The sequence below is a fragment of the Micromonospora sp. NBC_00858 genome (assembly GCF_045207365.1).
In the GTDB taxonomy this organism is placed as follows: Bacteria; Actinomycetota; Actinomycetes; order Mycobacteriales; family Micromonosporaceae; genus Micromonospora.
Genome location: NZ_CP108828.1, coordinates 4,262,073 through 4,288,789 on the forward strand (window position 1 = coordinate 4,262,073; position 26,717 = coordinate 4,288,789).

At 71.7% G+C, this 26,717-nt stretch carries 23 protein-coding genes; 12 read left to right on the forward strand and 11 right to left on the reverse strand.

Annotated elements, in window-relative coordinates; genetic code table 11:
* Nucleotides 1–13: 13 nt before the first annotated feature.
* Nucleotides 14–1,189 carry a glutathione-independent formaldehyde dehydrogenase gene (locus OG990_RS19815; protein WP_328425446.1) on the reverse strand — a complete coding sequence of 392 codons (1,176 nt, stop codon included), beginning with the start codon at nucleotides 1,187–1,189 and terminating at the stop codon, nucleotides 14–16.
* 67 nt (nucleotides 1,190–1,256) lie between these two features.
* Nucleotides 1,257–1,496 carry a 4-oxalocrotonate tautomerase family protein gene (locus tag OG990_RS19820; protein ID WP_328425444.1) on the reverse strand — a complete coding sequence of 80 codons (240 nt, stop codon included), beginning with the start codon at nucleotides 1,494–1,496 and terminating at the stop codon, nucleotides 1,257–1,259.
* A 96-nt stretch (nucleotides 1,497–1,592) separates the two neighbouring features.
* On the opposite strand from OG990_RS19820, the gene OG990_RS19825 reads away from it, so the two are divergent.
* The 3 genes from OG990_RS19825 (at nucleotide 1,593) to OG990_RS19835 (ending at nucleotide 5,455) form a co-directional block, all read left to right on the forward strand.
* A complete protein-coding gene (locus OG990_RS19825; RefSeq protein WP_406076667.1) occupies nucleotides 1,593–2,213 on the forward strand; it encodes a TetR family transcriptional regulator C-terminal domain-containing protein in 621 nt (206 codons plus the stop codon).
* A 91-nt stretch (nucleotides 2,214–2,304) separates the two neighbouring features.
* Nucleotides 2,305–3,987, forward strand: coding sequence for an ATP-binding cassette domain-containing protein (locus tag OG990_RS19830; protein ID WP_406076669.1), 1,683 nt, complete (start codon nucleotides 2,305–2,307; stop codon nucleotides 3,985–3,987).
* Nucleotides 3,977–5,455, forward strand: coding sequence for an aminotransferase class V-fold PLP-dependent enzyme (locus OG990_RS19835; RefSeq protein WP_406076671.1), 1,479 nt, complete (start codon nucleotides 3,977–3,979; stop codon nucleotides 5,453–5,455). Before OG990_RS19830 ends, OG990_RS19835 begins: the two co-directional genes overlap by 11 nt.
* 52 nt (nucleotides 5,456–5,507) lie before the next feature.
* On the opposite strand, the gene OG990_RS19840 is transcribed toward OG990_RS19835, so the two are convergent.
* Complete coding sequence (locus OG990_RS19840; RefSeq protein ID WP_328425434.1) at nucleotides 5,508–5,906, reverse strand: hypothetical protein; 399 nt, start codon at nucleotides 5,904–5,906, stop codon at nucleotides 5,508–5,510.
* A 338-nt stretch (nucleotides 5,907–6,244) separates the two neighbouring features.
* Between OG990_RS19840 and OG990_RS19845 the strand changes: the two genes are divergently transcribed.
* Nucleotides 6,245–7,504, forward strand: coding sequence for a family 16 glycosylhydrolase (locus tag OG990_RS19845; RefSeq protein ID WP_355612340.1), 1,260 nt, complete (start codon nucleotides 6,245–6,247; stop codon nucleotides 7,502–7,504).
* A 103-nt stretch (nucleotides 7,505–7,607) separates the two neighbouring features.
* Here the strand turns inward: OG990_RS19845 and OG990_RS19850 are convergent, their stop codons facing one another.
* A complete protein-coding gene (locus tag OG990_RS19850) occupies nucleotides 7,608–8,906 on the reverse strand; it encodes a DUF1479 domain-containing protein (RefSeq protein WP_406076672.1) in 1,299 nt (432 codons plus the stop codon).
* Between the two features lie 90 nt (nucleotides 8,907–8,996).
* Here OG990_RS19850 and OG990_RS19855 point away from each other — a divergent pair, with 90 nt between their 5' ends.
* Nucleotides 8,997–10,169, forward strand: a complete 1,173-nt coding sequence (locus OG990_RS19855; RefSeq protein ID WP_406076673.1) for an ROK family transcriptional regulator — start codon at nucleotides 8,997–8,999, stop codon at nucleotides 10,167–10,169.
* A 74-nt stretch (nucleotides 10,170–10,243) separates the two neighbouring features.
* On the forward strand, nucleotides 10,244–11,266 hold the full coding sequence (locus OG990_RS19860) for a DUF4331 family protein (RefSeq protein ID WP_406076675.1): 1,023 nt from the start codon (nucleotides 10,244–10,246) through the stop codon (nucleotides 11,264–11,266).
* A gap of 87 nt (nucleotides 11,267–11,353) precedes the next feature.
* Here OG990_RS19860 and OG990_RS19865 read toward each other — a convergent pair whose 3' ends face one another.
* A complete protein-coding gene (locus OG990_RS19865) occupies nucleotides 11,354–11,584 on the reverse strand; it encodes a DUF2188 domain-containing protein (protein WP_328425424.1) in 231 nt (76 codons plus the stop codon).
* A 108-nt stretch (nucleotides 11,585–11,692) separates the two neighbouring features.
* The gene (locus OG990_RS19870; protein WP_355612366.1) at nucleotides 11,693–12,349 is read right to left on the reverse strand and encodes a M23 family metallopeptidase; all 657 of its coding nucleotides are present in this window, start codon (nucleotides 12,347–12,349) and stop codon (nucleotides 11,693–11,695) included.
* A gap of 125 nt (nucleotides 12,350–12,474) precedes the next feature.
* Between OG990_RS19870 and OG990_RS19875 the strand changes: the two genes are divergently transcribed.
* The 3 genes from OG990_RS19875 to OG990_RS19885 are packed head-to-tail and all read left to right on the forward strand — an operon-like array spanning nucleotide 12,475 to nucleotide 16,190.
* Nucleotides 12,475–14,877, forward strand: coding sequence for a PEP/pyruvate-binding domain-containing protein (locus OG990_RS19875; protein WP_406076677.1), 2,403 nt, complete (start codon nucleotides 12,475–12,477; stop codon nucleotides 14,875–14,877).
* A 27-nt stretch (nucleotides 14,878–14,904) separates the two neighbouring features.
* Nucleotides 14,905–15,570: a hypothetical protein gene (locus OG990_RS19880; protein WP_406076679.1), complete on the forward strand. Its 666-nt coding sequence runs from the start codon at nucleotides 14,905–14,907 to the stop codon at nucleotides 15,568–15,570.
* Nucleotides 15,571–15,623: 53 nt separating this feature from the next.
* The gene (locus tag OG990_RS19885; RefSeq protein WP_328425418.1) at nucleotides 15,624–16,190 is read left to right on the forward strand and encodes a TetR family transcriptional regulator C-terminal domain-containing protein; all 567 of its coding nucleotides are present in this window, start codon (nucleotides 15,624–15,626) and stop codon (nucleotides 16,188–16,190) included.
* A 14-nt stretch (nucleotides 16,191–16,204) separates the two neighbouring features.
* Here the strand turns inward: OG990_RS19885 and OG990_RS19890 are convergent, their stop codons facing one another.
* On the reverse strand, nucleotides 16,205–17,593 hold the full coding sequence (locus tag OG990_RS19890) for an N-acetylmuramoyl-L-alanine amidase (RefSeq protein WP_406076681.1): 1,389 nt from the start codon (nucleotides 17,591–17,593) through the stop codon (nucleotides 16,205–16,207).
* 65 nt (nucleotides 17,594–17,658) lie between these two features.
* Complete coding sequence (locus OG990_RS19895) at nucleotides 17,659–18,918, reverse strand: peptidoglycan DD-metalloendopeptidase family protein (protein WP_406076683.1); 1,260 nt, start codon at nucleotides 18,916–18,918, stop codon at nucleotides 17,659–17,661.
* Between the two features lie 201 nt (nucleotides 18,919–19,119).
* Between OG990_RS19895 and OG990_RS19900 the strand changes: the two genes are divergently transcribed.
* The 3 genes from OG990_RS19900 to OG990_RS19910 all read left to right on the forward strand — a co-directional run bounded on the left by OG990_RS19900 (nucleotide 19,120) and on the right by OG990_RS19910 (nucleotide 23,789).
* Nucleotides 19,120–19,785 (forward strand): ABC transporter ATP-binding protein, encoded by a 666-nt coding sequence (locus tag OG990_RS19900; protein ID WP_406076684.1) that lies wholly within the window; start codon nucleotides 19,120–19,122, stop codon nucleotides 19,783–19,785.
* Between the two features lie 66 nt (nucleotides 19,786–19,851).
* Complete coding sequence (locus OG990_RS19905; RefSeq protein WP_406076685.1) at nucleotides 19,852–22,884, forward strand: FtsX-like permease family protein; 3,033 nt, start codon at nucleotides 19,852–19,854, stop codon at nucleotides 22,882–22,884.
* Nucleotides 22,881–23,789, forward strand: coding sequence for an ABC transporter ATP-binding protein (locus OG990_RS19910; protein WP_406076687.1), 909 nt, complete (start codon nucleotides 22,881–22,883; stop codon nucleotides 23,787–23,789). The genes OG990_RS19905 and OG990_RS19910 overlap by 4 nt, the downstream gene beginning before the upstream one ends.
* Nucleotides 23,790–23,897: 108 nt before the next feature.
* On the opposite strand, the gene OG990_RS19915 is transcribed toward OG990_RS19910, so the two are convergent.
* The 3 genes from OG990_RS19915 to OG990_RS19925 are packed head-to-tail and all read right to left on the reverse strand — an operon-like array spanning nucleotide 23,898 to nucleotide 26,703.
* Nucleotides 23,898–24,887: a zinc-dependent alcohol dehydrogenase family protein gene (locus OG990_RS19915; protein WP_406076689.1), complete on the reverse strand. Its 990-nt coding sequence runs from the start codon at nucleotides 24,885–24,887 to the stop codon at nucleotides 23,898–23,900.
* Nucleotides 24,884–25,738: a carbohydrate ABC transporter permease gene (locus OG990_RS19920; RefSeq protein WP_406076690.1), complete on the reverse strand. Its 855-nt coding sequence runs from the start codon at nucleotides 25,736–25,738 to the stop codon at nucleotides 24,884–24,886. The genes OG990_RS19915 and OG990_RS19920 overlap by 4 nt, the downstream gene beginning before the upstream one ends.
* Nucleotides 25,735–26,703: a carbohydrate ABC transporter permease gene (locus tag OG990_RS19925; protein WP_386988851.1), complete on the reverse strand. Its 969-nt coding sequence runs from the start codon at nucleotides 26,701–26,703 to the stop codon at nucleotides 25,735–25,737. Before OG990_RS19925 ends, OG990_RS19920 begins: the two co-directional genes overlap by 4 nt.
* Nucleotides 26,704–26,717: the final 14 nt, after the last annotated feature.

Here is a 26,717-nt window from a genome sequence, read left to right on the forward strand (position 1 = left end):
TCCGGCTCGTCGCTCACGGGTGCAGCACCGCCTTGATCACCCCGTGCTCACGGCGGTCGAAGCTGCGGTACAGCTCGGGCGCATCGTCGAGGCTGCCGTGGTGGGTGACGATCACGCTGGGCCGGGCCCGGCCGGCGACGACCAGGTCCCGCAAGAGCACCGTGTAGCGGCGGTCGTGGGTACGGCCGAACCGGACCGCGACCCCCTTGCTGAACAGCGTCCCCCACGGCGCGACCAGATCCTCGCGGGCGCTCGCGCCGGGACGGGGTTGCAGGTCCTTCTCCGGGTACACGCCAGCGACCGCGATCGCCCCGGCGGGGTTGACCAACCGGGCCGCGTCGGCGATGACCTGGTCGGGGCGCTCCTGGTCGGGGCGCTCCCGGTCCCGGGCCTGGAACCCGACGGCGTCGATGACCTTGTCGATCCCGCCCAGCTTCTCCTCGCCGAGCGGCAGCCCGGTCCGCGCCCGGTCCGCGCGGATCTGCTCGACCGGGTCGCCGCGGCGGAAGTCGACCGGCACCGCGCCGATCTCGCCGGCCTTGTCGAGCCGGGCGTCGACGCCGTCCACGCAGTACACCACCCGGGCTCCCCGGATCAGCGCCGAGTACGCGCTGAGCAGGCCGATGGTGCCGGCGCCGAACACGGCCACCGTGTCGCCGGCTTCGACCCCGGCCAGGGTGGCTGCGGCGTGCCAACCGGTGACGAACGCGTCGGCGAGCAGCACGAAGTCGTCCTCGTACGCGTCCCCCGGCTCGCCGGGCACGGGTACACAGTTCGCGTCGGCCCACGGCACGCGCAGCAGGTCGGCCTGAGCCCCCCGGTAGGGGCCCATCCCGGCGTAGCCGTACGCCGCGCCCGGCCCCTCGGCCCGGACCCGCAGGCAGGCCGCCGAGAGCCCTCGGGCACACATCACGCACGTCCCGCAGAACAGGTGCGTGGGGATCACCACGCGGGTGCCCGGGCGGACGGTCTGCACCGCGGCGCCCACCTGCTGCACCACGCCCAACGGCTCGTGGCCGAGCACCAGGCCGGCATCGGCGCCGGTCCGCCCGTCGTACATGTGCAGGTCGGTGCCGCACATGGCGGTGGAGGTGATCCGCACGAGCGCGTCGGTCTCGGCCTCCAACGTGGCGTCCGGCACCTCCCGCACCGCGACGCTGCGGACGTCCGCGTAGACGACGGCTCTCATCCCGGCTCCCTCACCAGCGGCGGAGAGCCGGTTCTTCCCGCGGCCGGTGCGTTCATGCCGCCCGGCGCTACTCGGGCAGCTGGGCGCTCTGCTGCTGGCGGAACTGTTCGACCGGGAGGCCGCCGCGACCCCAGTTCTCGGTCTCGACCTCGTCGATCACCACGAAGGTCGATGTCAACGGCTTGTTCAGGACGTCGCGCAGCAGTTCGCTCACGCCCTTGATCAGTGCGGCCTTCTCCTCGGCGGTCGCCGCGGACGCGCCGGGCGTGCTGCCCTCGCGGGTGATCTGGATGGTGACGATCGGCATGGGCCTGCTCCTCTTCCGAAGGGGTTGGCGTGGGTTCCGGGGGCACTAGACGACTGGTCGACTAAAGCTAGCCGACCGGTCGTGTACCTTCAAGGCATGGGACGGACCAGTGACGCGCGGAACAAGATCCTCGACTCGGCCGCCACGCTGATCGAGCAGCGTGGCTACTCGGCGCTGGGCGTGGCCGAGATCTGCGCGGCGGCGGGCGTCCCGAAGGGCAGCTTCTACTACTTCTTCGAGTCCAAGCAGGCGCTCGCCCGCACTGTCATCGACGAGCACTGGGCGACCCAGCGCCGCCAGTGGGAGCAGTTGCTCGGCAGCGAGGGTGACCCCCTGCGGCGGCTACGGGACCTGTTCGAGGCCACCGAGGAGATCCAGCGCGCCGGCCAGCAGAAGGCCGGCGTGGTCGCCGGCTGTCTGTTCGGCAACCTCGCCCTCGAACTCAGCAACCAGGCCGAGGAGATCCGCCGTCGGCTTCAGGAGATCTTCGAGGAACAGATCAACCTGATCGAGCAGGTGGTCGTCGAGGCGAAGGAACGTGGCCTGGCCGGCTCGTCGGTCGACACCCACGAGGCCGCCCGGTCCATCGTCGCCCAGATCGAGGGTCGGGTCCTGCTCGCGAAGCTGCTCAACGACCCGGCCCAGTTGGAGACGCTGTGGCGCAACTGCCTGGACCTCCTCCAGGTACCACCGGAAGCGCGCACCACCACGGACTGAAGGGCCAGGACCGCACGGTCCACACCGGACGTAGCATCGGCGAGGCACGATATTCAGGCGGACCACTCCCCGACCGGATCGGGCACCCGACATGACGACCGAGCAGACCACGTCTCCCCCGCGCACCGGCGTCGGTATCACGGCCACTGGTCTGGGCCACCGTGTCCGGGGCGGTCGCCGGATCCTGGACGACATCTCGCTGGCCATCCAGCCGGGCGAGGTCGTCGCGATCATCGGCGCCAGTGGCGCCGGCAAGACCACCCTGCTGGAGACGCTCGCCGGGATCCGGCGACCCGACGCGGGCACCGTGGCGTACGACGGCGCCGCCGAGGTCGGCGCGATCGGTTTCGTCCCGCAGGACGACATCATCCACCGCGAGCTGCCGCTGGGACGCACCCTGCGGTACGCGGCCCGGCTGCGCCTGCCGCCGGACACCGGGCCGGCCGAGGTGACCCGCCGGGTCGCCGAGGTGCTCGCCGAGTTGCGGCTCACCGAGCGGGCCGCGGTGCCGGTGGGCCGGCTCAGCGGCGGTGAGCGCAAACGCGCCAGCATCGCCGTCGAACTGCTCACCCGACCGGGCGTGTTCTTCCTGGACGAGCCCACCTCCGGGCTGGACCCGGCGATCGCCGTGGACCTGCTCCGGGTGCTGCGGACCCTCGCCGACGCGGGGACCACGGTGGTGCTCACCACCCACCAGATCACCGACGTGGACCGCTGCGACCGCGTTGTCGTACTGACCCGCCAGGGCCGGTTGGCGTTCGCCGGCACACCGGCCGTCGCCCGGGAGTTCTTCGGCCTGCGGTCCCTCGCGGAGGTGCACCTCCGGCTGGACGAGGAGACGGACCCGGCGGCCTGGCCCGACCGCTTCGCCGCGTGCCACGACGGCGACCCGGCGGCCCGTACGGTCGAGCCGGGGGTCGACAGCTCGGGGCGTCGGCAGGTCGGCAGGTTGCGGCAGTGGGCCGTCCTCTCCGCGCGCAACGCGGAGATCGTTGCCCGAAACCGGCTGACCCTGGCGATCCTGCTCGGCTCGCCGCTGATGGTGCTCGGCATGTTCGCGCTGCTGTTCCGGCCCGGGGCGTTCGACCCGGCCCAACCGAGCCCGAACGTGACCGTGATGATCCTGTTCTGGATCGCGTTCGGCGGCTTCTTCTTCGGGCTGACCTACGGCCTGCTCCAGATCTGCACCGAGCTGCCGATCCTGCGCCGGGAGCGGCTGGCGGGTGTCCGGCTGGTGCCGTACCTGTTGGCGAAGGTCGCGGTGCTGCTGCCGCTACTGGCCCTGGTGGACCTGGCCCTGCTCGGGGTGCTGCGCGGTATCGACCGGCTGCCGCCGGTCGGCGGCGCCGACTTCGCCGCCCTGTACGCGACGCTGCTGCTCTCCTCGGCAGCCGCGCTCACCCTCGGCCTGCTCTGCTCCGCGGCCGTCTCCGACGCCGCCCAGGCGACGCTCATGCTGCCGATGCTCTGCTTCCCGCAGGTGTTGTTCGTCGGCGCGATCCTGCCGGTGCCGGCCATGGCGGTCGGCGGCCAGTGGCTCAGCTACGCGATGTCGAACCGGTGGGCGTTCGAGGGCTTGGGACACACCGCCGGGGTGGAGCGGCTCTGGCGCGACGGCGGTTCCCCGCTCGGCCCGCCACTGCTGGCCACGTACGGCGACAGTTTCTCCCGGCCGGTGTGGGTGAACTGGCTGGTGCTCGGCGGGTTCGTGGTGCTCTTCCTCGGCGCGACCTGGGCGGTGCTGGCGCGTCGGGAGGCCCGCCGTGCGGCCTGAGCCGGCCCCCCACACCGCGACCCGCACCTCGCCGACGGCATTGCCGGGGTACGCCGACACCGCTCCGATCGACGAACTGCGCGCCACCGAGTACCGGCACCTGGACCGGCACGGCCAGGTCTACCTCGACTACGCCGGGGCGGGGGTGGCCGCACAGGCCCAGGTGAGAGCCCACCACGATCGGCTGCTAACGGGCCTGTACAGCAATCCACACTCGGAGAATCCGACCAGCGAGGCGGCCGGTTCGCTGGTCGAGTCGGCGCGGCGCGCGGTGCTCGACTTCTTCCGCGCGGACCCGGCCGAGTACACGGTCGTCTTCACCCCGAACGCCAGTGGCGCCTGCCGGCTGGTCGGCGAGGCGTACGACTTCGGTCGGGCCGCACCGTTCGTGCTGACCTGGGACAACCACAACTCGGTCAACGGCATCCGCGAGTACGCCCGAGCGGCCGGCGCGCGGGTGCGCTACGTACCGCTCACCGGGCCGGAGCTGCGGGTCGCCGAGTCGGACCTGTCCACGATGCTCGACGCCGGCCGCGGCGGGCTGGCTGGGCGGTGGGGCCGGCCCGGCGGTCGGGGGCTGTTCGCGTATCCGGCGCAGAGCAACTTCTCCGGTGTGCAGCACCCGCTGGGCTGGGTGGAGCTGGCCCACCGGCACGGGTACGACGTGCTGCTCGACGCCGCCGCGTTCGCACCCACGAACCGGTTGGACCTCAGCGTCGTCCAGCCCGAGTTCGTCTGCCTGAGCTGGTACAAGCTCTTCGGCTATCCCACCGGGGTCGGCGCGCTGCTGGCCCGCCGCGACGCGCTGGCCCGGCTGCGCCGGCCGTGGTTCGCTGGCGGCACGATCCGCGCGGTCAGCGTCCAGGGTGACTGGCACCGGTCGATGGACGACGAGTCGGCCTTCGAGGACGGCACGCTCAACTTCCTGAGCATCCCGGACGTGGAGTTCGGCCTGCGCTGGCTCGACACCATCGGCGTGCAACTCGTGCACACCCGGGTCGGCCTGCTCACCGGCTGGCTGCTGGACCGGCTGACCACGCTGCGGCACCGCACCGGCCGGCCCCTGGTCCAGGTGTACGGGCCGGCGACGGCTGAGGGTCGGGGCGGCACCGTGACGTTCAACTTCCGCCAGCCGGACGGCTCCCTGGTCGACGAGCGGCTCGTCGCGCGGGAATCGGCTGAGGCGGGCTTCTCCCTGCGTACCGGCTGCTTCTGCAACCCGGGTGCGGGTGAGGGCGCGTTCGGGATCAGCCGGGGCTCGCTGCGCCGGCGGCTGCTCGCGCGGGTCGACACGATCGACCAGTACCTCGGTGCGCTGCGGCTGCCGACCGGCGGCGCGGTGCGCGTCTCGTTCGGCCTGGCGTCCAACGCGGCCGACGCGGAGCGCTTCCTCGCGTTCGCCGAGTCGACCTACCTGGACCGCGACGCCACCACCGAGTCACCGTTGCCGCCCCGGCTGCGCTGCTGAGCCCGATCGCGCGCGCGGCCGTTCGCGGCCACCCGCTGTGGCCGGCGGAGCGTCAGCGGACCTGGGCCGCCGACGTCGGGCGGCGCTTCATCTCCTCCATGAACGGGAACCGGGCGGTCAGCTCGGCGAGCGTCAGCCCGGCGCGCCAGGCCGAGGCCAACTGGGCCACCTGGACGAGGTCCATGGCGTCGCCCCGAGCCTGGACCTCACCCGACACCCGAAGGTCGACCATGAAGTATCGGGCCTGGGAGCCCAGCCCGACGCAGACCACACCCTGATCGGAGTGCAGCTCAGCGCAGGTGAACCGGCTACGCCCCTGCTCGGGGGCGGTCACCCGGCCGAGGTCGAGCTCGTGGCGGGCAGCGATCTCAATGAGCGCGGGGGCCAGACCACCCCGCTCGACCAGATCCGGGTAAAGGCGCACACCCAGCGCCGTCGACACGTCGCTCATGACTGACTCCCACTTCCTCGTGACAGAGACCAGCAGCGCGCAGGTTACGGGGATGTTTCCGGCGAGCCTCGTCATCCTGTCCCCCGTGGACGCCCCACGGCAATAGGAAGGGTCGATTCGACCGCTTTCGTGGTAGCACGTGTCCGCGGTCCGGGGCGGACCAGCAAGCCCCGCGGGTGCGGGCGCTCACCCGCGAGCATCGCGCGGTGACCACCCGTCACCGTACTGGTAACACTCTTGACAGAAAGCCAGCATATCGACATTCTTCGTTATAGAGAGCGCTCTCCTACGTTCTCCGGGCGCGAAGCCTCCGCCACCCCCTCGCTGAGGAGCCTCCCGTGTTCACAGCCCGTCCCACCCCCCGCCTCCGACCGTTCGTCCTCGCGGCGGTCGCCCTCATCGCCACCTCCGTGGCGCTCGTCCTCCCGGCCCAGAACGACCGGGCCGAGGCCGCCATCGGCCCGATCAGCTGGCAGGACGAGTTCAACGCCCCGGCCGGCACGCCCGTCGACCAGAACAAGTGGCGGTTCGACATCGGCGGTGGCGGCTGGGGCAACAACGAGCGGCAGTACTACACCAACAGCACCAGCAACGCGGTGCACGACGGCCAGGGCAACCTGGTCATCACCGCCCGCCGGGACAACCCCGCCAACTACCAGTGCCACTACGGGCGCTGCGAGTACACGTCGGCGCGGCTGCTGACCGCGGCCACCTTCAGCCAGACGTACGGCCGGTTCGAGTCCCGGATCAAGATCCCGCGCGGTCAGGGCATCTGGCCGGCGTTCTGGATGCTCGGCACCGGCGGCGGGTGGCCCGACGCCGGCGAGATCGACATCATGGAGAACATCGGTCGGGAACCCAACACCGTATACGGCACCGTGCACGGGCCCGGCTACTCCGGCGGCGGGGGCATCACCGGCAGCCGCACCCTCGGCGGCCCGCTCGCCGACGGCTTCCACACCTACCGGGTGGACTGGGAGCCGAACGTCATCACCTGGTACATCGACGGGGTGCAGTACCACCGGGTCGACCCCGCCCGGCTCGGCGGCAACCGGTGGGTGTTCGACCACCCCTTCTTCATGATCCTCAACGTGGCGGTCGGCGGTAACTGGCCTGGCTACCCGGACGGCTCCACGCAGTTCCCCCAGCAGATGCTGGTCGACTACGTCCGAGTGTCCAGCTACACCTCCGGCGGTGGCGGCGACCCGGCTCCCGGCACCAGCCGGATCAGGGGTGCGCAGAGCGGGCGCTGCATCGACATCCCCAGCGCCAACCCGGTCGACGGCGCCAAGCTGCAGATCTGGGACTGCAACACCACCGCCGCGCAGGCGTGGACGTTCGCCTCCGACGGGACCGTCCGCGCGATGGGCAAGTGCATGGACCCGGCCTGGGCCGGCACCGCCAACGGCACCGAGGTCAACCTGGTCACCTGCAACGGCAATCCCGCCCAACGCTTCACCCTGAGCGCCGCTGGCGACCTGGTCAACATCAGCGCCAACCGGTGCGTGGACGTCCGGGACGCCAACCCCAACAACGGCGGCAAGCTGCACCTGTGGGACTGCACGGGTGCGGCCAACCAGAAGTGGTCCCGCATCTGAGGCCCCCCGTACCACCGGCGAGTGGGCCGCCCGGCAACACGTCCGGGCGGCCTACCGTCGTCCGTGGGCCCGCCGCGACTGGACCCCGTCGGCTGGTCGGCGATCAGTCGAGGCCCAGGCCACGCCGCCCGGTGGGATTGAGGTCGTCGGGCTGGAACCGGTTGGGCCAGCTGCGCTCGTAGTGCTCCGCCGGGAAGTCCGTCGGGCTGGACCCGGTCTGGAACGCCTCCCGGACGGATACCGAGTACCGCTCGTTGCGCGGGCACCACGGGGCCGCGGGGATGTACATGACGTTGCCCCAACCCTGTTGGCCCTGGACCGGTGCCACGCTGTGGATCATGTCGCAGTGCCACCAGACGGAGTCGCCCGCCTTGACGTCGGGGATGCCGGCGAGTGCCTGCATGAGCAGCGGGTGCCACGTCTCGTTGGCAGGGAAGACCTGGTTGACCGTGACGCCGCACATGTCGTCCGCGGGCACGTCGGCGAGCAGCGGCCGGAGCATCAGGTAGGCCATCGCCTCGGGGATCGGGACGGTGTGCAGCACCCCCTGGTCGTGGTCCATGTCGGAGAGGGCCGTCCAGCCCTGGAAGGTGCGGAAGGCCGAGCACATGGTGGTGCCGGGGTACTGCGGTCCGGCGGTGCGGTGGGCCGGGTCCCAGGGGTCGTACTGCTCGACGGTGCCGTCGAAGAGGTGGCGGAAGGCCTTCTGGTACGCCTCGGTCATCCACAGGTCGAGAGTGCCGGGATCGAGGTGGGTACCGAGGCCGTTGGAGTCGGCGCCCGGCGGCCGGCGGCGGATCCGGTCCGGGTAGAGCGAGTCGCGGTCCGGGTCGAACCACCGCACGCCCTCGGACTCGTGCTTCCACTGCCGGTTGAGGAACGCCTGCACCCGGGCCATCCGGTCGCTCTGGCGGGCCTGCATCTGCGCGGGCGACCAGTAGACCGGGTAGATCTCGGGCTTGGACCCCACGCTGCCGAAGAAGTCGTCGGCGGGACCGCGGTAGGCCTCGGCGAACCCGTTGCTGTCCACGTAGTCGACGATGCCGCGGTCCCAGGCGAGGGCCTGCTGGCGGTCGAAGTGGCCGCGGACGACGAGGCAGCCCCGCTGGCGCAGTTTCGACAGCGCCTCCGCCGGCACGGTGCCGGCCTCGATGTCGGCGTACTCGATGACCGGCCAGATCGTCTCGCCGCGATCCCTGGCGGCGGTGATCTCGTCGACCTTCGCCTGGACCCGCCGTTCGACGACCGCGAACACCTCCTCGACCGTACGGCCGGAGGCCTCGATCCGGTCGCGCAGCGCGGCCTTGATCTGGCGGATGGCGGCCGGGAGGTCGTCCGGGGTCGACTCCCAGTGCGGCAGGGGCGGGAGCGGGGCGACGGCCAGGGCGGGTTGGGCGTTCATGGCGCGACTCCTTCTAGTTAGGGCTCCTTCTTGGAAAGACTGTAGGGGTCGGGCACCCTTCTAGGCAAGACTCCTGCCTAGAATCGTGGGGTGACCATCGCCAAGCCCTCGCTGGAGCTGCTGCGCACCCTGACCGACGAGCACGTGCTGCGGGAGTTGATGCGGGCGCGGCGGCTGACCCGCGCCGACCTGGCGGCCCGCAGTGGCCTGTCCAAGCCCACCGTGGGCGAGAGCGTGCGCCGGCTGACCGAGGCCGGCCTGGTCGTGGACACCGGGGAACGGACGCCCGGCGGGCGCGGCCGGGGTCGCGTCGGCTCGTACTACGCCCTCGCCGACACCGTCGGCACCGCCTTGGCCATCAGCATCGCTCCCGACGGCGTGGTGGTCGAGCGGGTCGGCGCACACGGCGACGTCCTCGGGCGGACCCGGCACGACATCAGTCGGCCAGCCCGAGCCGAGCAGGTGGCCGACGCCCTGCGCACCGCCGCCGCGCAGGCGCACGAGGGCACCGGAGAGGCCATCCGGCTGGCGGTCGTCAGCGCCGCCGACCCGGTGGAACGCGCCAGTGGTCGCCTGGTCCGACTGCCCGACGCGCCGTTCCTGCTCGGCGAGCTCGACCCGGTCGAGGTGCTGACGCCACAGGTCGCCGGCCCGGTCATCGTCGACAACGACGTCAACTGGGCGGCGCAGGCCGAGCGCGACACCGATCCGACGGGCCTGGGCGACTTCGCCTACGTGTTCCTCGGCGAAGGACTGGGATGCGCGATCGTCAGCGACGGCGAGGTACGCCGCGGCCACTCCGGAGTCGCCGGCGAGATCGCGCACCTGCTGACCACCGGCCCCCACGGTCAGGCGACCCGGTTCATCGACGTGTTCGCCGACCTCGACCTTCGACGCGCCGGCACGACGGCCATCGACATCGATCGCGTCCGTCAGCTCGCCGCAGTCAACCGGCAGGCGCTGGGGCGGGCCGTCAGCGGCGTGCTCGCCGCCATCGTCGCGCTCACCGACCCGCGACTGGTCCTCATCGGCGGCCCCTGGGGCAGCCACCCGGCGATCCTCGACGCCATCACCACGGCCTTCACCCAGATGCCCCGGCATGTCGAGGTACGCCCGGCACGGCTGACGAAGGAACCGTCGCTGGCCGGGGCCCGCGCCGAAGCCCTCGACCGTCTCCGCTCGGCCATCATCGCCCTCCCCCAACGGACGGACCTCTCGGCGACCCTCCGGTTCCCGGACCAGCAGGACCACGGATTCGGCTGATGACGCGAGGGGTGCGAGGCTCGCCGCTATGTTCGGGTTAGTCCTATAAGTCCGGCATCACCGGGAGTGAGTCCATGTCGCACCACCTTGACACCCCCCTCGCCGCCCAGAGCGGTCAGCTCTTCCTCAACGACCTGTACGTCTTCAACGGCGACCGCGCCACGGTGTTCGTCATGGACGTCAACAGTTCGGTGACAAAGGCCGACATCAAGCGCGGCTTCCACGCCGAGGCGCGCTACGAGTTCAAGATTCACTTCAACGGCGCGGAGGTGGAGGGACTGGCCTACCGACTCGCCTTCGGTGAGCCGGACGGCGACGGCAGGCAGACGCTGGAGTTGTACGAACTCACCGGAGCCGATGCCCGCGACGACGGCGCGATGGGCACTCCCATCGTCCAGGGCCACAGCGGCGAGGTGTCCAGCGGCCGCAACGTCCGGGTCTGGGCCGGGCGGATCACCGACCCGTTCTACATCGACCTCGGCCAGCTCGCGACCGTCAACGCCGCGATCAAGAACGGCGCGAAGCTGGACCGCTCGGCGTGGCGGGCCGACAAGGCCACGAACAGCTTCGCCGGCACCACGGTCGAGTCGATCGTCCTCGAGGTGTCCCATGACGAGCCGATGCTGCGTGACGGCACCGAGATCGGCGTCTGGTGCCGCACCCTGCTGGCCACCGACGCGGGCGGGTGGCGCCAGATCAACCGCGCCGGCCACCCCATGATGTGGCCGACCTTCTGGCCCACCGACACCGACTTCACCAACCCGGCCAACACGCGGCACCCCGGCGACGATCTCAAGGAGGACGGCGAGGAGATCGCCTCTGCGGTCGCGGGGGTCGTGGCGGCGAACGGTACGGCGCCGGATCCGCAGGCGTACGGCTGGAGCGTGGCGCGGCAGCTCTATCCCGACGTGCTGTCGTACCAGGTCGGCACGCCGGCCAACTACGGTTTCGCCGTCCGCAACGGACGCACCATGGCCGACAACGCACCCGAGGTGATGTTCTCCCTGGTGCTGAACACCGGCATGACCTCCGGCCTCACCCCGGACGGGACCAAAGGCGCGCGCGCCGACGCGTTCCCGTACGTGGTGCCGGCCTGATCGGGCCGCCTCAGCTCCCGACGGCGGTGCCACAGGCTGACCTCCTCGGTCGCGCCGAGGAGGTCAGCCCGCAGGATACGGAGGATGTCAGCCCGGGATGTCTCGCGGGTCGCGGCTGCGCGGGTAGGTGTTCTTCTCCCCGATCGTGCCGTCCTGCTTCTTGATCACGTGCTCGACACCACGGTCGGCCGCCATCTCGCGACCCTGGGTCTGCGCGTCGGCCTTGCCCTCATGCGTGCTGCTGGCTCGCTCGTTGCCCTCCGGGCGGTTCTTCCACTGCCCGTCCTCTTGGTACGTCTCGACGTCACCCTTGGCCACGGCCGGCTCCTCCCTGCGTCTGGACTGTTCGCCAGACACAGTGCCCCGAGCCGCGTCGGGCAAACGTGCCCGATGTCGTCCTCAGGAGACGGTGGGCGGCGGGCGCGGTCACCCGGAGACGCAGTTGTTGCTCTTGCGCTTGAGGATGAGTTCGCGTTCGTCGGTGGTGATGCCCGACGGCTCCCCGTCGAAGTGGGTCTCGACCTTCTCCCAGCCTCGGCGCTGCTCATAGTGCAGGTGTGGGGCGCCGGAGTTGCCGGTGCTGCCGAGCCGCCCGATCTGCTCGCCCTGGGCGACCCGCTGACCGACCCGGACCGACGGCGGTTCGAGCAGGTGCAGGTACTGCGTCTCCCATTTGCCACCGTGATCGATCTTCACCCAGTAGCCGCCGCCGCGACCGCGCGGACCCTCCGGATTCTCCGGGTTCCGCCCGCCCACCGACCCGTTGACGCCCGCCACGGTGACGGTGCCGGCGTACGACGCGAGCACCGGCCGCCCCCACGCCTCGCCCTCGGTCGGAAACAGGTCGACGTCGTAGTCGTCATGGCCGGGGTAGGTGCTGAGCTGCCACGTCTCACCGCAGGCGACCGGGAGCTGGAAGAGCGGTCGTGGACCGGGCGGCCGCAACATCGGCACGACGACGAAGGCGACGCCGAGGACAGCCACGACCGCGACGAGCGCGAGGAGAACCCGGGCGGTGCGGCTGCGGACGCGACGGTGGGTGCGAACTCTGGTGGGGCGGCCGGTCGTCACCGTCCCGAGCATGGCAGACGCCGACAACGCCCCGACCCCGGGTCGCACCGCCACGCCCGGCCGTTACATTGCAGTCGTATCGCCAAGTGGGTACCTTGGGATGCAATGCAGTTGCATTGCATAGAGAGAAGGCCCCCATGCACGTCATCGCGTTGTCCGAGGCGACTGCCGCCATGGTCGACCTGGTCGGCGGAAAGGCGGCCGGGCTGGGCGAGCTGATCCGGCGAGGCGAGCGCGTCCCCGAGGGATTCTGCGTCACCACCGAGGCGCACCAGCTCGGCGTCATCCCGCAGGCGGAGATCGTCGCCGCGTACGAACGGCTCGGTGCGGGCGCGGTGGCGGTGCGCTCCAGCGCCACCGCCGAGGACCTACCGGACGCGAGTTTCGCCGGGCAGTCGGACACCGTCCTGAACGTCACGGGCACCGCCGAGCTGATCGCCGCGATCAGGAAATGCTGGGACTCGCTGCACACCGATCGCGCCGTCGCCTACCGCGACGCCCGCGAAATCGATCATCAGGCGGTGCGGATGGCCGTCGTCGTGCAACGCATGGTTGCCCCTGCGGTGGCGGGGGTGCTGTTCACCGCGAACCCGCTGACCGGTCGCCGCGACGAGATGGCGGTCGACGCCGCGCCGGGCCTCGGCACGACGGTGGTGGACGGCGCGGCGACCGTGGACCACTACGTGCTCGACGGCGTCACCCGAGACGAGGCTGGGTGCCTGACGTCCGCGCACCTGGCGGAGCTGCGGGCCACAGGTGAGCGGCTGCGGGGTCACTTCGGCTCCCCGCAGGACGTGGAGTGGGCGATCGACGGCGACGGCGTGCTGTGGTTGCTGCAGTCGCGGCCGATCACCAGCCTGTTTCCCCTCCCGCCGGAGACCGGGAAGCCCCTCCCCCGCGTCTACCTGGAGTTCGGCCACGTTCAGGGCATGCTGCAACCGGTCACCCCGATGGGCATGTCGACCCTGCGGTCGCAGATCGCGGCGATGCTCGCCGCTCTCGGCGTCCGGGTCGAGGTCGTCGACATCGGCGGTCGCCTCTACGGTGACCTGACCGACCTGGCTCGGAGCAGGTCGTCCCGCAAGCGGCTGGTCAAGCTCCTGGCGGTCGACTTCGGCCCACGGGCGCAGGCGGTGATGCAGCACGTCCTGACGGATCCACGGTTCGCCGTGACCACGGCCAGCACCGAGCGCGGCGCGGCACAGGGGGCGGCGTCCCTGCGGACCGCCGGCCGCGCGGTGGCGGGGATCCTGCGCGCGCTGGCCCGTCCCGACGCGGCGCGGGTCCGGATGTTCCGGGCGATCGAGCAGATGAGAGTACGGTCGGCGGCCCCCGCCGACCTGCGGACCGCCGCCGACCGGCTCCGCTTCGTGGAGTCGCGGGACTCCGGCGACAGCGCCGACGCGATCATGTGGCCGATCGTCACCGGCATGCTCGCCGCCGCGTTGCCGGCGTCGTTGCTCAAGGGCGTCGCGAGCTCCGACGAGATCCACACCGTGCTGGGCGGGATGCCGCACAACGTCACCATCGAGATGGATCTGGCGCTCTGGCGGCTCGCCCAGGGCGCCGGCGAACACCGCCGGCTCCTGCTCGACACCCCGCCGGACGAGTTGGCCGCGCGGTATCTGCGCGGGACGCTGCCCGACGTCGGGATGGCCGGCTTCCTGGACGCCTACGGCCATCGCGGCGTTGCCGAGGTCGACCTCGGGGTGCCGCGCTGGGCGGAGGATCCGGCACCGGTCTTCGCGGCGATCGCCAACTACCTGCGGGTCACCGATCCGCGGCAGGGGCCGGACCAGCGCTTCCAGCGGGCCGCCGCAGAGGCCGAGGCCGCGCTTCAGGAACTGGTCAGGCGTGCCCGCCGTCGGCGGCCGGTACGCGGCACGATCGCCGGGTTCCTGCTGCGCCGGGCCCGTTCGTTGGCCGGCCTGCGCGAGGCCGGCAAGTTCGCCGGGCTGTACCCGCTACGGGAGACGCGCCGGCAACTGCTGCTCATCGGCGTCGACCTGCACGGCGCCGGGCTGCTGGAGCAGCCCGACGACATCATGTTCCTGATCCTCGACGAGGTGCACGCCGCGGTGCACGACGGCAGCGATCACCGGGCGACGGTCGCCTCCCGCAGGGCGGTGCACCGCAGGGAGTCACGCCGCAGGGCGGTGCCGGTGGCGTTGCTGTCCGACGGCACCGACGTCGAGGCCGTACTGCCGGCGGCGCCCGCCGTGGACGGCACACTCACCGGCGTGGGCGCGTCGGCGGGCCGGGTGACCGGCCCAGCCCGGGTCGTCCACGACCCGGCCACCGCGCACATCGAGCCCGGCGACGTCCTGGTCGCCGCGACCACCGACCCCGGCTGGACCCCGCTGTTCCTCACCGCCTCGGCGCTGATCACCGAGACCGGCGCGATCATGGCGCACGGCCCCACAGTGGCCCGGGAGTACGGCATCCCCGCCGTCATCTGCGTGCCCGACGCCACCCGGACGATCTCCACCGGTCAGCTCGTCACCGTGGACGGCGGCGCCGGCACCGTCACCGTCCACTGACCGCCCGACCACCATCGCGAGGACGACATGACCGACATGAAGACCCCCACCAGGGCGAAGGTGGGCCCGCTGTTGCGCCGGGTGGCCAAGCTGGAAGCCGCCATGTGGCGCAACCTGTACCTGTGGGCGCGGCGCAGGCCGCTGCCGCTGGCGCCGGGTGACGAGCCGTTCGGCTACCTGGACGTGGTCAAGCCGATTCTCGGCATCTTCATCGGCCTGTCGATCGTGGAGATTCCGATCTTCGACCTCATCGTCACCAACGTGGTGCCGTGGGGGCCGGCCCGCTGGATCGTGCTCGCGCTCGGCGTCTGGGGTCTGCTCTGGATGGTCGGCCTCTTCGCGAGCATGACGATCAACCCCCACGTGGTGGGTGACACGGGCCTGCGGGTGCGGCTGAATTCCGGCATCGACATCTGGATCCCGTGGACGGACATCGAGGCCCTGCGCAAGCGTTACCGCTCGCTGCCGTCCAGCAAGTCGGTGCAGGTCGAGCAGGAGGGGGACCGCCGGGTGGTGTCCATCTCGGTCGGCAGCCAGACGAGCATCGACGTCCTGTTGCGCCACCCGACGAGCTTCGACCTGCCGAAGGTCGGGTCCGAGCCGATGAACGAGCTGCGGTTGTACGCCGACGATCCGGACGGCCTCCTGCGCAGCGCGCGGGGCACCCCCGCCACCGGAACCGTCAGCCGTTAGCCGCCGACCGCCGGCGGGGCTTCCAGGCCACCCACTGTGAAACGATCGAGGTCATGCCCAAGAAGGTCGATCACCAGGAGCGACGCACCCTCATCGCGGACGCGTTGATGCGGGTCGCCGCGGACCAGGGCCTGGAGGCCGTCAGCCTCCGTCACGTGGCTGCCGAGGCCGGTGTGTCCGCCGGGATGGTCCAGCACTACTTCCGCACCAAGGACGAGATGATGGCGTTCGCGTTGGCCGTGGTCCGCGAGCGCGGTGAGATCCGGATCGCCGAGGCGATGGCGCGACTGGGCGCGGACCCCTCCCCTCGGCTGCTGCTGCGCACGATGATCGCCGCGCTGCTGCCGCTCGACGAGCGGAGCCGAGACGACGGGAGCGTGGCGCTGGCGTTCTTCGCCTACACCGCGGTACGACCGGCCGCCGCGGCCAGCCTGCGCGAGGACACCGCGCAGTTGACCGAGTTCATCGCCAGCATCCTGCCCCGCCGAAATGCCGACGCCGCCGCGGCCGGCCTGCTGGCACTGATGGAGGGGTTGGGCGTCTATCTGCTCGGTGGGCAGTACACCGCCGAGCAGGCCGTGGCGGCGTTGGATGCCCACCTCGACCTGCTCTTCGGTTGACGGGTGCCGCGCCGTCAGCAGCGCGGCACGGTCGGGATGTATCCGTCGTAGCCGGTCAGCAGGTAGGCATCGGAGACGTAGCGGTTGGTGCCGATCCGGTTCCACACGGAGGTCGTGCCGTACGGGCCGGTGACCGTGCTGCCGACGGCCTGGCAGTAGATGGCGACGGTGGCGCCGTCGGCGACCGAGCCGACGACCGGATAGCTGGCGCCCGGGCCGGAACGCACGTTGAGGCTGGACGCCTCGGTGTTCACCGTGCCGGAGCCGATGCCGGTGATTCCGTTCACCAGTTGCAGGTAGTAGGTCCAGTTCCAGTTCGGGCCCGGGTCGGTGTGGGTGGCGCCGGGCACCTCGGCGTGCGCGATGATGTGCCCCCGGTCCCTGGGTATGCCGTACTTGGTGGCGAGGCTACGGGTGAGCGTCGCGGAGGCGCGGTACATCGCATCGGTGAACCAGGCGGGGTTGTCGACGTACCCCTCGTGTTCGATGCCGATCGACTGGGTGTTGTAGGTCCAGTTGCCGGCGTGCCAGGCGATGTCCTTCTCCCGCACCGACTGGGTGACGGCGCCGTCGGAGGAGCGGAAGGTGTAGTGGGCGCTGGCCTGGGCGGCCGGGTTCTGGAACCAGCTGACCGCGCCGGCGTAGGAGCCCTGCGTCATGTGGATGACGATGCGGGTGACCGGGTGGCTGCCCGGTCGACTGGCCACGGTGTAGTTGCTCGTGCTGGCCGGTGCCCACGCGGCCGGCCCGTAGTCGGTGCTGAGGGTGCCGAATCCGCCGAGCACGCCGGCCCGCTCCAGGCCGTCCCGCCGGGGTGCGACCGGCCGCCCGGCCACCGCCTCGCCGCGCGTCGAGGTGAACCCGACGCGCAGCAGGTCGTAGACGGTGTCCGCGTAGAGCCGCGCCACCGACGCGTCGCTGGCGCCGCCATACCGGGCGACCGGTCCGTACCAGCCGTTCACGTCGTCGCGGGCAGCGGCGGTGAGGCCGGCCTGGTCGGCGTACGAGCGCAGCACGGCGGCCGCCCCGAGGACGTTCGCGGCGGGTTCGGCGCGCAGCGCTGCCCGGGTGAGCCGGGTGAGCGTCGCCGCCTCCTCCAGGGTGTGCACCTGTGTGTTGCTCGCCAGGTGCATGAGCCCGTGGCCACCGGCCGCGCTCGGCGCACCGGAGTGCATGTCCAGGCGCGACTCGGCGTACCCCAGCGCCACCAGCAGGTCGCGCGGGACGTCGTACCGGGCGGCGGCGGTGTCGAACGCGGCGGCCAGCGGGCCGGCCGACGCCGGCGTACCGGTCGGGGCGGCAGCCGCCGGTGACATGGCCGCGACGGGACCGGCCAGGGCGGTGGTCAGGGTGAGCAGGCCGCCGAGCAGGAGCCGGCCCCGGCGGGAGGTTCGTACGGTCATTGCCACTCCTTGCGACGAAGGGGGTCGGGCGGCCGGCGGCCCCGCCGGCTCGGCGGTCGAGCTCGTCAGCACCAGCCGTTGATCGGAGCGTTCACACCGGTCCAGAGGTAGGCGTCGGACACCCAACTGCCGTCGCTCAACCGGTCCCAGAGCGCCGTGGTGCCGTACCGCCCGGTGTGGGAGGTGCCGTTGGCGGAGCAGGAGACGGAGACGGTGACACCGTCAGCCAGCGAGCCGACCGCCCCGTAACCGGTCCCCGGCCCGGCTCGACGGGTCAGTGCCCCACCGCCGTTCGCGTCGACCACCGCCTGGGTGAGGCCGAGTGCGCCGTAGTTGTAGAGGCCGGAGCCGACCCCGGCCCAGGCCGACCCGTGTCGCGCCCCACCCTGGTAGGCGGCGGCGCCGTTGGCCAGCACCCACTTGCCGATGTCGTGGCCGGCGATCGGCACGTAGGCGCTGTTCTGCCGCAGGCCGAAGTGGACGTGGCGGCCGGTGGCGGATCCGCCGCAGGTGACGTCAGTGCCGGTGTTGCCCAGGAAGGCGCCCTGACCGACGCTGGCGCCGTTGACGGAGATGCTGTTCCACAGGTGGTAGTAGTCGGTCGAGTAGCCCCGGTCGTGGATGACCCGGATCCACCCCTGACACATCGTGTACGCCGCGCCGGCCCGGGCCGCGCGGACCACCTGGTCGCCGCCGGCCAGGTCGACCGAGCTGTACGGCGCGCTGCCACCCCAGCCGTGCGGGCCGCCGGTGAGCGTCCACGTCTGGCCCACCGCGAACGGCAGCGCCATCCCCGTCCGGTAGTCGCCGCCCGCGTACATCGGGGTCGGAGCGGTGGTGAGCGCGCTTCTCTCCGGACCCGTCACCAGGGGCGACTGGGCGGCCAGTTCACCGAAGGCGGCCTCACCGTCGAAGGCGACCCGCCACCCGGCCGGGTCGGCCCGGGCGATGAAGATCGAGCCGGTCGGGTGGGCGTCCTCCTGTCGGGGTGCGAGGGCGACGGCGGTGCCGAACGCCCACCGGCCGCTGCTGCGGCTGACGGTGACCCGGGTGTCTCGTTCCGCGCCAGCGGTGGACAGCTCGACCGAGCTGAGCAGTTTGGCGGTCACCGCGGCGGTGAGCGCGGGGGCGTCGGCCGCGGCGGCGGCGCTGGGCGCCGCCCCGATCAGGCCCGTGACCATCAGCAGGGCCGCGGCGGCGCCGCCGGCCCATCGTCGACCGTGTCTCATCGTGACCTCACTCTCGGTGGGGGTTTCGTCGACCACGGCGACCCGCACCCCGTCGGGTTCGCGGTTGGCCAGCGGCACGGCGGACACCGCCGTCACCGGCCGGCCCTGGTAGCACACGGCCTGTCGAACAAAAGAGATGTACGTCGATATTGACGGTGATTGTTGTGTCACAAACCATCGAAGTCAACCGTGACATCGAAAGTTTTCTACATGGCGGCGCGACGATCGATGAGGATTGTGCGGTCCCGACCGGGCGTGGCATTCTGCGGACGCCGGTACCGGAGGGGGCGGTTGCACATGCTGACCATCCAAGGGGTGTCTCTCGGGTACGGCGATGCGCCGGCCGTCCTCCGGGACGTCTCGGTGACGGTCCGCCCGGGTCGGGTGCTGGCGTTGACCGGCTCGTCGGGCTCGGGCAAGACCACCCTGCTCAACGCGATGGCGGGGCTGCTGCGGCCGCGCGACGGCGCGGTGAGCGTCGACGGGCAGCAACTGCGCGACCGTGACCACGCGGTGGACCACCGGATCGTCCTCATCCCGCAGGACAACGGGCTGGCCCCGATCCTGACCGCCGCCGAGAACGTGCAGGTGGCCCTCGTCGCCGGCGGCGTGGCACCGCCCGAGGCGCGCCGGCAGACCGCCGCGACGCTGGCCCAGCTGGGCCTCGCCGGGCAGGCCGACCAGTTGGTCGAGGAGCTGTCCGGCGGCCAGCAGCAGCGCACGGCCATCGCCCGCGGCCTGGCGCTGCGCGGCGGCGTGCTGCTGGCCGACGAGGTGACCAGCGAGCTGGACGCGGGCAACCGACAGCGGGTGCTGGATCTGCTGCACGACGAGGCCCGGCGGGGTGCGGCGGTCGTGTTCGCCACCCACGACGCGGAGGTGGCCGCCTCCTGCGAAGCGGAACTCCACCTCGCCGAGGGGCGGGCGCAGGTCGTGCGCGGTGGAGAAGATCGCGGTAGGTAACCGCTCGGTATCGATGCGCGTCCGCGGGGCGGTGTGCAGGCCGTCCGCTCGATAGCGTGAGCCTCAATGCTGGCCGTCATCGGGGGAGCACTTGCGGCCCGCCGGGCACAAGCCCTGGCGGTGCTCCTGCTCGCGGTGCTCGCCAGTGCCGCCGCCGCAGCCGCGGTCAGCTATGTGGCCGCTGCCGGGCAGGCCCTCGCCAGGTACGAACTCTCCACAGCCGATCCGAACGAGCTACGGCTGCGGCTCGTCGCCCCCACGGAGTACCCGGGGATGCCGGGCGACCCGGCCGGAAGCGTGTTCGGCGCTCAGGTCGAGCGACTCGCGCCAGCCGGGTTCGAGGTCGTCCTCGGTGCGCAGAGCGGTGGCGTCGCCACCGGCCCGGCCGGGACGGTCACCTCGAACCTGATCTTCCGAGCGGGGGTCTGCGAACGGGTCGCCGTGGCCGGCGCGTGCCCCCGGTCCACCTCGCGGGGCCAGCTCCCCGAGGTGATGGTCAGCACGCACACCGCAGCACATCTGGGTGTCGCCACCGGCGGCCAGTTCACCTTCGGCGCCGTTCCGGTACGGGTGGCCGGCGTCTACCGGCCGCTCGACGCGACCGACCCGTTCTGGCTGGGTGAGGAATACCTACGGCCACCCGCACCCGGCCCGGCCTCCACGTCGACCGTGGGCAGCGCCCTCGACGCGATCTTCACGGCGGAGTCCTCGCCCCTGGCCGACGACAATGCCATCCTGTACCGATCGACGGCCGACCTCTTCGTCAGCAGACAACTGGTGGTCACGGGGTCGGTGCAGGACCTGCGGTCGACCGTCGCGACGGTGACGCGCGACGGGAGCCGGCAGGGCTTCGGTGCCGGCACCTCTCTGCCGAGCCTGCTTGATCGCGTCACCCTGCAGCGCGGGCAGTTGGCCGCCGGCGTGACACTGGGTGCCGGGCTGCTCGTCCTGCTCTGCTGGCTGGTGCTGTTCGTGGCGATCAGTTCGGCGGCCGACGAGCGCCGACCAGAACAGGGCCTGCTCCTGCTGCGCGGGGTGCAGCGCCGACGACGGTGGGCCCTGGCGGTCGGCGAGCACGCCGTACCCGTGTTGGTCGCGATCCCCCTGGGCTGCCTGGGCGGCCTGGCCGCTGCCAAACTGCTCGCCACGCACACCCTGCCCGCCCAGGCCGACGTCACATTGGACGCGACCGCGGTCGGCTACGCCGCCGTCGGTGCCGTTGGCGCGCTCGCCGCGGTGCTGCTGGCTCAGGCGCGGACCATGTCCGCACCGGTCGTCGACCTGCTGCGCCGGGTGCCGGCGCGGGTGCGGGGGTGGCGGGCAAGCGTCGGTGACGTCGTCGCGGTGGCCGTCGCCGTGGCCGCCGTGGTGCAGTTGCGCCTCGGCGGATCGCCCACCGGGCTGGCCCTGGTGGCACCGGTTGTGGGCGCGCTCGCCGCGGGCGTCCTGCTGGCGCGGGTCGCCATGATCGCCGGAGCGGCGGTAGGCGCTGCGCTGCTGGCGCGAGGCCGGACAACCGTCGGCCTCGCCCTCGTGCAGGTGGCGCGGCAACCACGCTTCCGGCCCCTGATGGCGCTGCTCACGGTCGTTGTCGCGATGCTCGCCTTCACCGCCGCGACGAGCGAGGTCGCGTCGGCCGCCTACGCGGATCGGGCAACCGTCGAGGTCGGGGCTCCCCGCGTGGTCGAGGTCAAGGCATCCTCGCGGTCGCACCTGTTGGCGTCCGTCCGGGCGGCCGACCCCACGGGTCGTTCCGCGATGGCCGCGGTCGTGACGAACGCGGCCTCCGAGGCCGGCACACCGGTACTCGCCGTCGACTCCGACCGGCTGGCGACGGTGGCCGTACCGCATGCCTCCTATGGCGCGGATCTGGCGGACATCGCGCGAACGATCCGCCCGGACCCACCCGGAGCACCGCTACACCTGCGAGGGCGTCTGCTCACCGTGGTGATCTCCAACGACCTCGACGCGGCGGCCTTTGCCGGGAATCGGGTCCGCCTCGCGGTCACGGTCTCCAACAGGAACGGCAGCCGCGTGGTCGTCGCTCGCGATGACATCGAGCCCGGCCGCCGCGATTACGTCATACAGGTGCCCGAGTGCGTGCAGGAATGCCGCCTGGTCAATGTCGAGATCGTCGCTCCGGTGGTATCCCGGCAACTGAAGGTCCGGTTCGAGGAGTTGCGCAGCGGCGACGGCGACGGCGAGACGGTTCTGCTGACCGGTGCGGAGTTCGCCGACCTGAATCGGTGGCGGCTGACCGACCCGGATGACACCTTTCTCGACGCCACGAGCGGGCCGGACGCGGCGCTGGTCCTTGGCTTGGCGGAGAACCGGCGAGTGCGGCCGGCCGGCATCAGCGTGGTCGATTCGCCGTTCCCGCTGCCCGGTTGGCTGACCCGGTCGAACGGGACGCCCTTGGGCCGGCCTCACCAGTACGAGGGGGTCGACGGGTCGCCGACGCAGGCGTCGGTCGAGGGCCTGGCGGACCGGCTGCCCCGGCTCGGGGGATCCGGCCTGATCGTTGACCTGGAGTACGCCGACCGGCTCGCCGTCGCCGGCCAGACCGGCGTCGAGGAGGTCTGGCTGGCCCCGACGGCTCCCGCCGACATCCTCGACCGGCTTCGCGCGGAGGGTCTGGTCATCAAGGACGACCGGACGATCGCCGGCGTACGACAGGATTTCGACCGGCAGGGTGCGGCCTTGGCGTTGCGCTTCAACCTGTTCGCCGCGCTGGCCGGGGTCCTGATCGGGGCAGCCGGCCTCATCGCGATGGCAGCGGCCGAACAGCGCAACCGGGTCGCGATGCTGGTGGCGCTCCGGCGGCAGGGGCTGGCCCCGCGCGCCGTCCGTGGCGGCTACGGCTGGCCGGTCGTCATCGCCACCGTGTCGGGTGGCCTCGCCACCCTGGTGATCTGGCTCCTCACTCGGGACGGGCAACGCCTGTTCAGTGACGGCCGATCGCCCGTCCCGCTGCCCGACTGGCCGGACGTCGGCCGGCTGCTGCTGTTCACGGTGCCCACGGTGGCGTTCTTCGCCGTCACCGCGGCGGTGCTCGGCCGGATCGTCGCCGCCTCGGTTCGCCGCCGGACCGGCCAATGACCGCCGAGATGCCCGCAGGGGGCGTAGCGGTCACCTGCCACCGGCTGATCCACATCTACTCCACCGGCACCGGCGACGTGGTCGCGCTCTCCGGCGTGGACCTGCAGATCTCCGCCGGCGAGATGCTGGCGCTGGTCGGCCCGTCCGGCTCCGGCAAGTCCACTCTGGTGGCGATCCTCGGCGGGCTCATGCAGCCCAGCGCCGGGCGGGTGTACGTGGGCGAGCACGACCTGTCCCGGCTCTCCACGACCGCCCTGGCCGCCCTGCGCGGGACCACGGTGGGCACGGTGTTGCAGGGCGCCGAACGCAACCTGCTGCCGTACGTGTCGCTGTCGCGCAACATCTGGTTGGCCCAGCGACCCGCGGCCCGCCTCGCTGGGCGCCGGTTGGACCCGCCGGAGGCGATCCTGGACCTCGTGGGTCTCGCCGATGCCGGCGCGCGGCGCGTCGGCGATCTGACCCCGGGGCAGCGTCAGCGGGCCGCACTGGCGCAGGGGCTCGCCGCCGGGCCTGGGCTGCTCCTCGTCGACGAGCCGACCAGCCAGCTCGACGGGGCCGGCCGGGACGAGGTGCTCGCGGCGCTGGCCACCATCAACTCCGAGCGGGGGACGACGGTGGTCGTGGTGACCCACGACGGTGACGTCGGTGCCCGGCTGGGCCGAGCGGTCACCATCCGCGACGGTCGGGTGGGCGCCGAGGGCCGGGACGGCCGGGACTTCGCCGTGGTGGCCGGGGACGGCACGATCCAGTTGCCGCCGGAGACGTTGGCGGCCTTCCCGGCGGGAACGCTCTTCACGGTCGACCACACCGACGAGTCGATCACCCTGCGCGCCACAGCGAACCCGTCGTCGACCGGCCGGCAGGAGATGGCCACGAGCAGCGATCAACCCGGCCACGTCGATTGACACCGGGCCCGGTGGTCGTGCGGAGTTGCCGCCACTCGACAGTGATCCGTCGATCCCGCTGCGCTGTTGGCGGCGCAGCGGGATCGACGGCCGTCGGACTCCGGGGGCCTACGGGCGAACCTGGATCTTACGGCCGGAGCCGGCGGCGAAACGGTCCAGCGCCTCGGGGTAGCGCTCCAGGCTCAGGCGGTCGCTGATGAACACATCCGGGTCGAGCACGCCCTGCGCGAACAGGTCCGCGGCCCGTTCGAAACTGTGCAGAACGGCCATCGACCCGGTGATGGTGATCTCCTGGTTGTAGATCCGGTACGGCTCGATGACCGCGCGGGCGGCGTAGTCGGCGACACCGAACTGGAGGAACGTGCCGCCCTTGCCGACCCGGGTGAGGCCGTCCTGGATGGCGGCGACGTTACCGGTGGCGTCGACCACGAGGTCCCAGCCGCGCGGCTGGTCGAGCTCGTCCGGGCCGGCGGCGGTACGGGAGACGCCGAGGGAACGGGCGGTGGTGAGGCGCTCCGGGTTGATGTCCACCACGTCCACGCTGGCCGCACCGGTGCGCTTGGCGAGTTCGAGCATCATCAGCCCCATCGTGCCGGACCCGTAGATGAGCACGTGCGAGCCGAGTTGGGAGCGCAGCACGTCGTAGCCACGCACCGCGCAGGACAGCGGCTCGATCAGGGCCGCGTCCTCGGTGCGGACGTGCTCGGGCAGCCGGACGCAGTTGGCGACCGGCGCCACGGCGTACTCGGCGGCGCCGCCGGCGACGGTCACCCCGATCGCGGCCCACCGCTCACAGAGGTTGCTCCGCCCGAGCCGGCAGTAGTGGCATTCGTGGCAGTAGAGGGAGGGGTCGACCGCGACCCGGTCGCCCACCGTCAGTTCGGTGACGTCGACGCCGACCGCCGCCACCTCGCCGGCGAACTCGTGCCCGGGCACGACCGGCAGGGTGGGCGCGAACTCGCCCTGCAGGATGTGCAGGTCCGTCCCGCAGAGGCCACAGGCGGCGACGCGTACGACAACCTCGCGGCGACCCGGGGTGGGATCCTCGACGGTGGTGACCTCGACCTTGCCCGGCGCGGTGATCACAGCGGCTCTCACTTGACGGCTCCCAACGACAGTCCCTGCACGAGTTTGTCCTGAGCGGCGAACCCGGCCGCGAGCACCGGCAGCGAGATGACGGTCGCGGCGGCGCACACCTGGGCGAGGAAGAGGCCCTGGCTGGTGACGAAGCTGGTGAGGAAGACCGGTGCGGTGCCGGCCACGACGCCGGTCAGCACCCGGGCGAACAGCATCTCGTTCCAGCTGAAGATGAAGCAGATGAGGGCGGTCGCGGCGATTCCGGGGGCGGTGACCGGCAGGATGACCCGACGCAGGATGGCCGGCAGCCGGGCGCCGTCGAGCGCCGCGGCCTCCAGGATCTCGACCGGCACCTCCGCCAGGAACGACCGCATCATCCAGACCGCGATCGGCAGGTTCATCGAGGTGTAGAGGATGACCAGCAACCAGATGTTGTCCAGCAGACCGACGGTCTGGGCGATCAGGTAGATCGGCAGCAGCGCGGCGACCACCGGCAGCATCTTGGTGGACAGGAAGAAGAACAGCACGTCCGTCCACTTGCGGACGGGTTTCACGGCGAGCGCGTACGCCGCCGGGATGGCCAGCGCGAGCACGATGAGGGTCGACATGACGCTGGCGGTGACCGAGTTGAGCATCGGCGGCCACGGGCTCGCGCCGCTGGAGGCGCCGAAGAACTCGCGGTATCCGTCGAGGGTCAGCGGCGCGGTGAAGGCCGGCGGGTTGCGGGCGGCGTCCGACTCGCTGTGCAACGAGGTCAGCACCATCCAGCCGACCGGCGCGAAGAACAGCAGGCCGAGCAGCCAGGCGAGCAGGCCGAGCAGCGGGCCGCTGCGGCTGCGCGGCCTCGCCCTGGCGACAGCAGGGGCAGTCATCGCTTCGTCTCCTCCCGGAACATGGACAGCACCACCCGCAGCGCGAAGGTGGCGATGATCATCGAGCCGATCACCACGATCACGCCGGCCGCCGAGGCGCGGCCGTAGTCGTGTGCCTGGTAGAAGGTGGTGTAGATGGTGTACGGCAGGTTGGCGGTGCCGAGACCACCCGAGGTGATGGTGAAGACGGCGTCGAAGTTCTGCACGATGTAGATCGAGCCGAGCAGCGCACCCAGTTCGAGGTAGCGGCGCAGGTGGGGCAGGGTCACGTAGCGGAACACCTGCCAGGCCCCGGCTCCGTCGACCCGGGCCGCCTCGAGGGCGTCCAGCGGACGGCTCTGCAGGCCAGCCAGCAGGATCAGCATCATGAACGGCGTCCACTGCCAGACCAGCGAGGCGACCACCGCCGGCAGCGGGAAGTTCGAGATCCAGTCCGGTTGCGGGGCGGTCACCCCGAACCAGTTCGCGACGACGGCGATCATCCCGTTGAACAGGCCGTACTCCGGGTTGTAGAGGGCGTGTTTCCACAGCAGTGCCGCGGCGACCGGTACCACCAGGAACGGGGCGATCATCAGGGTCCGCACGATGCCGCGCCCCGGGAAGGACCGATCGAGCAGCAGCGCCAGCCCCAACCCGATCAGCAGGCTGATGATCACTACCAGGACGGTGAGCAGGACGGTGGTCACCACCGAATTGCGCAGCACCCGGTCTGAGGCGACCGCCGCGTAGTTGTCCAGACCGGTGAACCGCCGCTCGTCGGGGTAGAGCGAGTTCCAGTTCAGGAACGAGATGACCAGCGTCGCCACGAACGGCAACTGGGTCACCACGATCGTGAAGATCAGGGCCGGCAACAGTGGTGCCCGACGGATCCACTGCTGCCGCCGCCACTGCCGCCGCCCGTCGGACGAGCCGCGGGCCGTTGTGGTCCCGGTCGCGGTCGTGGCCCGTAGGTCAACAGCGCTCATCGCTGCCTCCTCCT

Coding starts and splice junctions, on each gene's coding strand:
- OG990_RS19900 (WP_406076684.1), top strand. CDS start 19,120: ATGCTGACCATCCAAGGGGTGTCTCTCGGGTACGGCGATGCGCCGGCC.
- OG990_RS19860 (WP_406076675.1), top strand. CDS start 10,244: ATGTCGCACCACCTTGACACCCCCCTCGCCGCCCAGAGCGGTCAGCTC.
- OG990_RS19875 (WP_406076677.1), top strand. CDS start 12,475: ATGCACGTCATCGCGTTGTCCGAGGCGACTGCCGCCATGGTCGACCTG.
- OG990_RS19830 (WP_406076669.1), top strand. CDS start 2,305: ATGACGACCGAGCAGACCACGTCTCCCCCGCGCACCGGCGTCGGTATC.
- OG990_RS19825 (WP_406076667.1), top strand. CDS start 1,593: ATGGGACGGACCAGTGACGCGCGGAACAAGATCCTCGACTCGGCCGCC.
- OG990_RS19910 (WP_406076687.1), top strand. CDS start 22,881: ATGACCGCCGAGATGCCCGCAGGGGGCGTAGCGGTCACCTGCCACCGG.
- OG990_RS19850 (WP_406076672.1), bottom strand. CDS start 8,906: ATGAACGCCCAACCCGCCCTGGCCGTCGCCCCGCTCCCGCCCCTGCCG.
- OG990_RS19920 (WP_406076690.1), bottom strand. CDS start 25,738: ATGACTGCCCCTGCTGTCGCCAGGGCGAGGCCGCGCAGCCGCAGCGGC.
- OG990_RS19840 (WP_328425434.1), bottom strand. CDS start 5,906: ATGAGCGACGTGTCGACGGCGCTGGGTGTGCGCCTTTACCCGGATCTG.
- OG990_RS19815 (WP_328425446.1), bottom strand. CDS start 1,189: ATGAGAGCCGTCGTCTACGCGGACGTCCGCAGCGTCGCGGTGCGGGAG.
- OG990_RS19880 (WP_406076679.1), top strand. CDS start 14,905: ATGACCGACATGAAGACCCCCACCAGGGCGAAGGTGGGCCCGCTGTTG.
- OG990_RS19885 (WP_328425418.1), top strand. CDS start 15,624: ATGCCCAAGAAGGTCGATCACCAGGAGCGACGCACCCTCATCGCGGAC.
- OG990_RS19820 (WP_328425444.1), bottom strand. CDS start 1,496: ATGCCGATCGTCACCATCCAGATCACCCGCGAGGGCAGCACGCCCGGC.
- OG990_RS19925 (WP_386988851.1), bottom strand. CDS start 26,703: ATGAGCGCTGTTGACCTACGGGCCACGACCGCGACCGGGACCACAACG.
- OG990_RS19890 (WP_406076681.1), bottom strand. CDS start 17,593: ATGACCGTACGAACCTCCCGCCGGGGCCGGCTCCTGCTCGGCGGCCTG.
- OG990_RS19870 (WP_355612366.1), bottom strand. CDS start 12,349: ATGCTCGGGACGGTGACGACCGGCCGCCCCACCAGAGTTCGCACCCAC.
- OG990_RS19905 (WP_406076685.1), top strand. CDS start 19,852: ATGCTGGCCGTCATCGGGGGAGCACTTGCGGCCCGCCGGGCACAAGCC.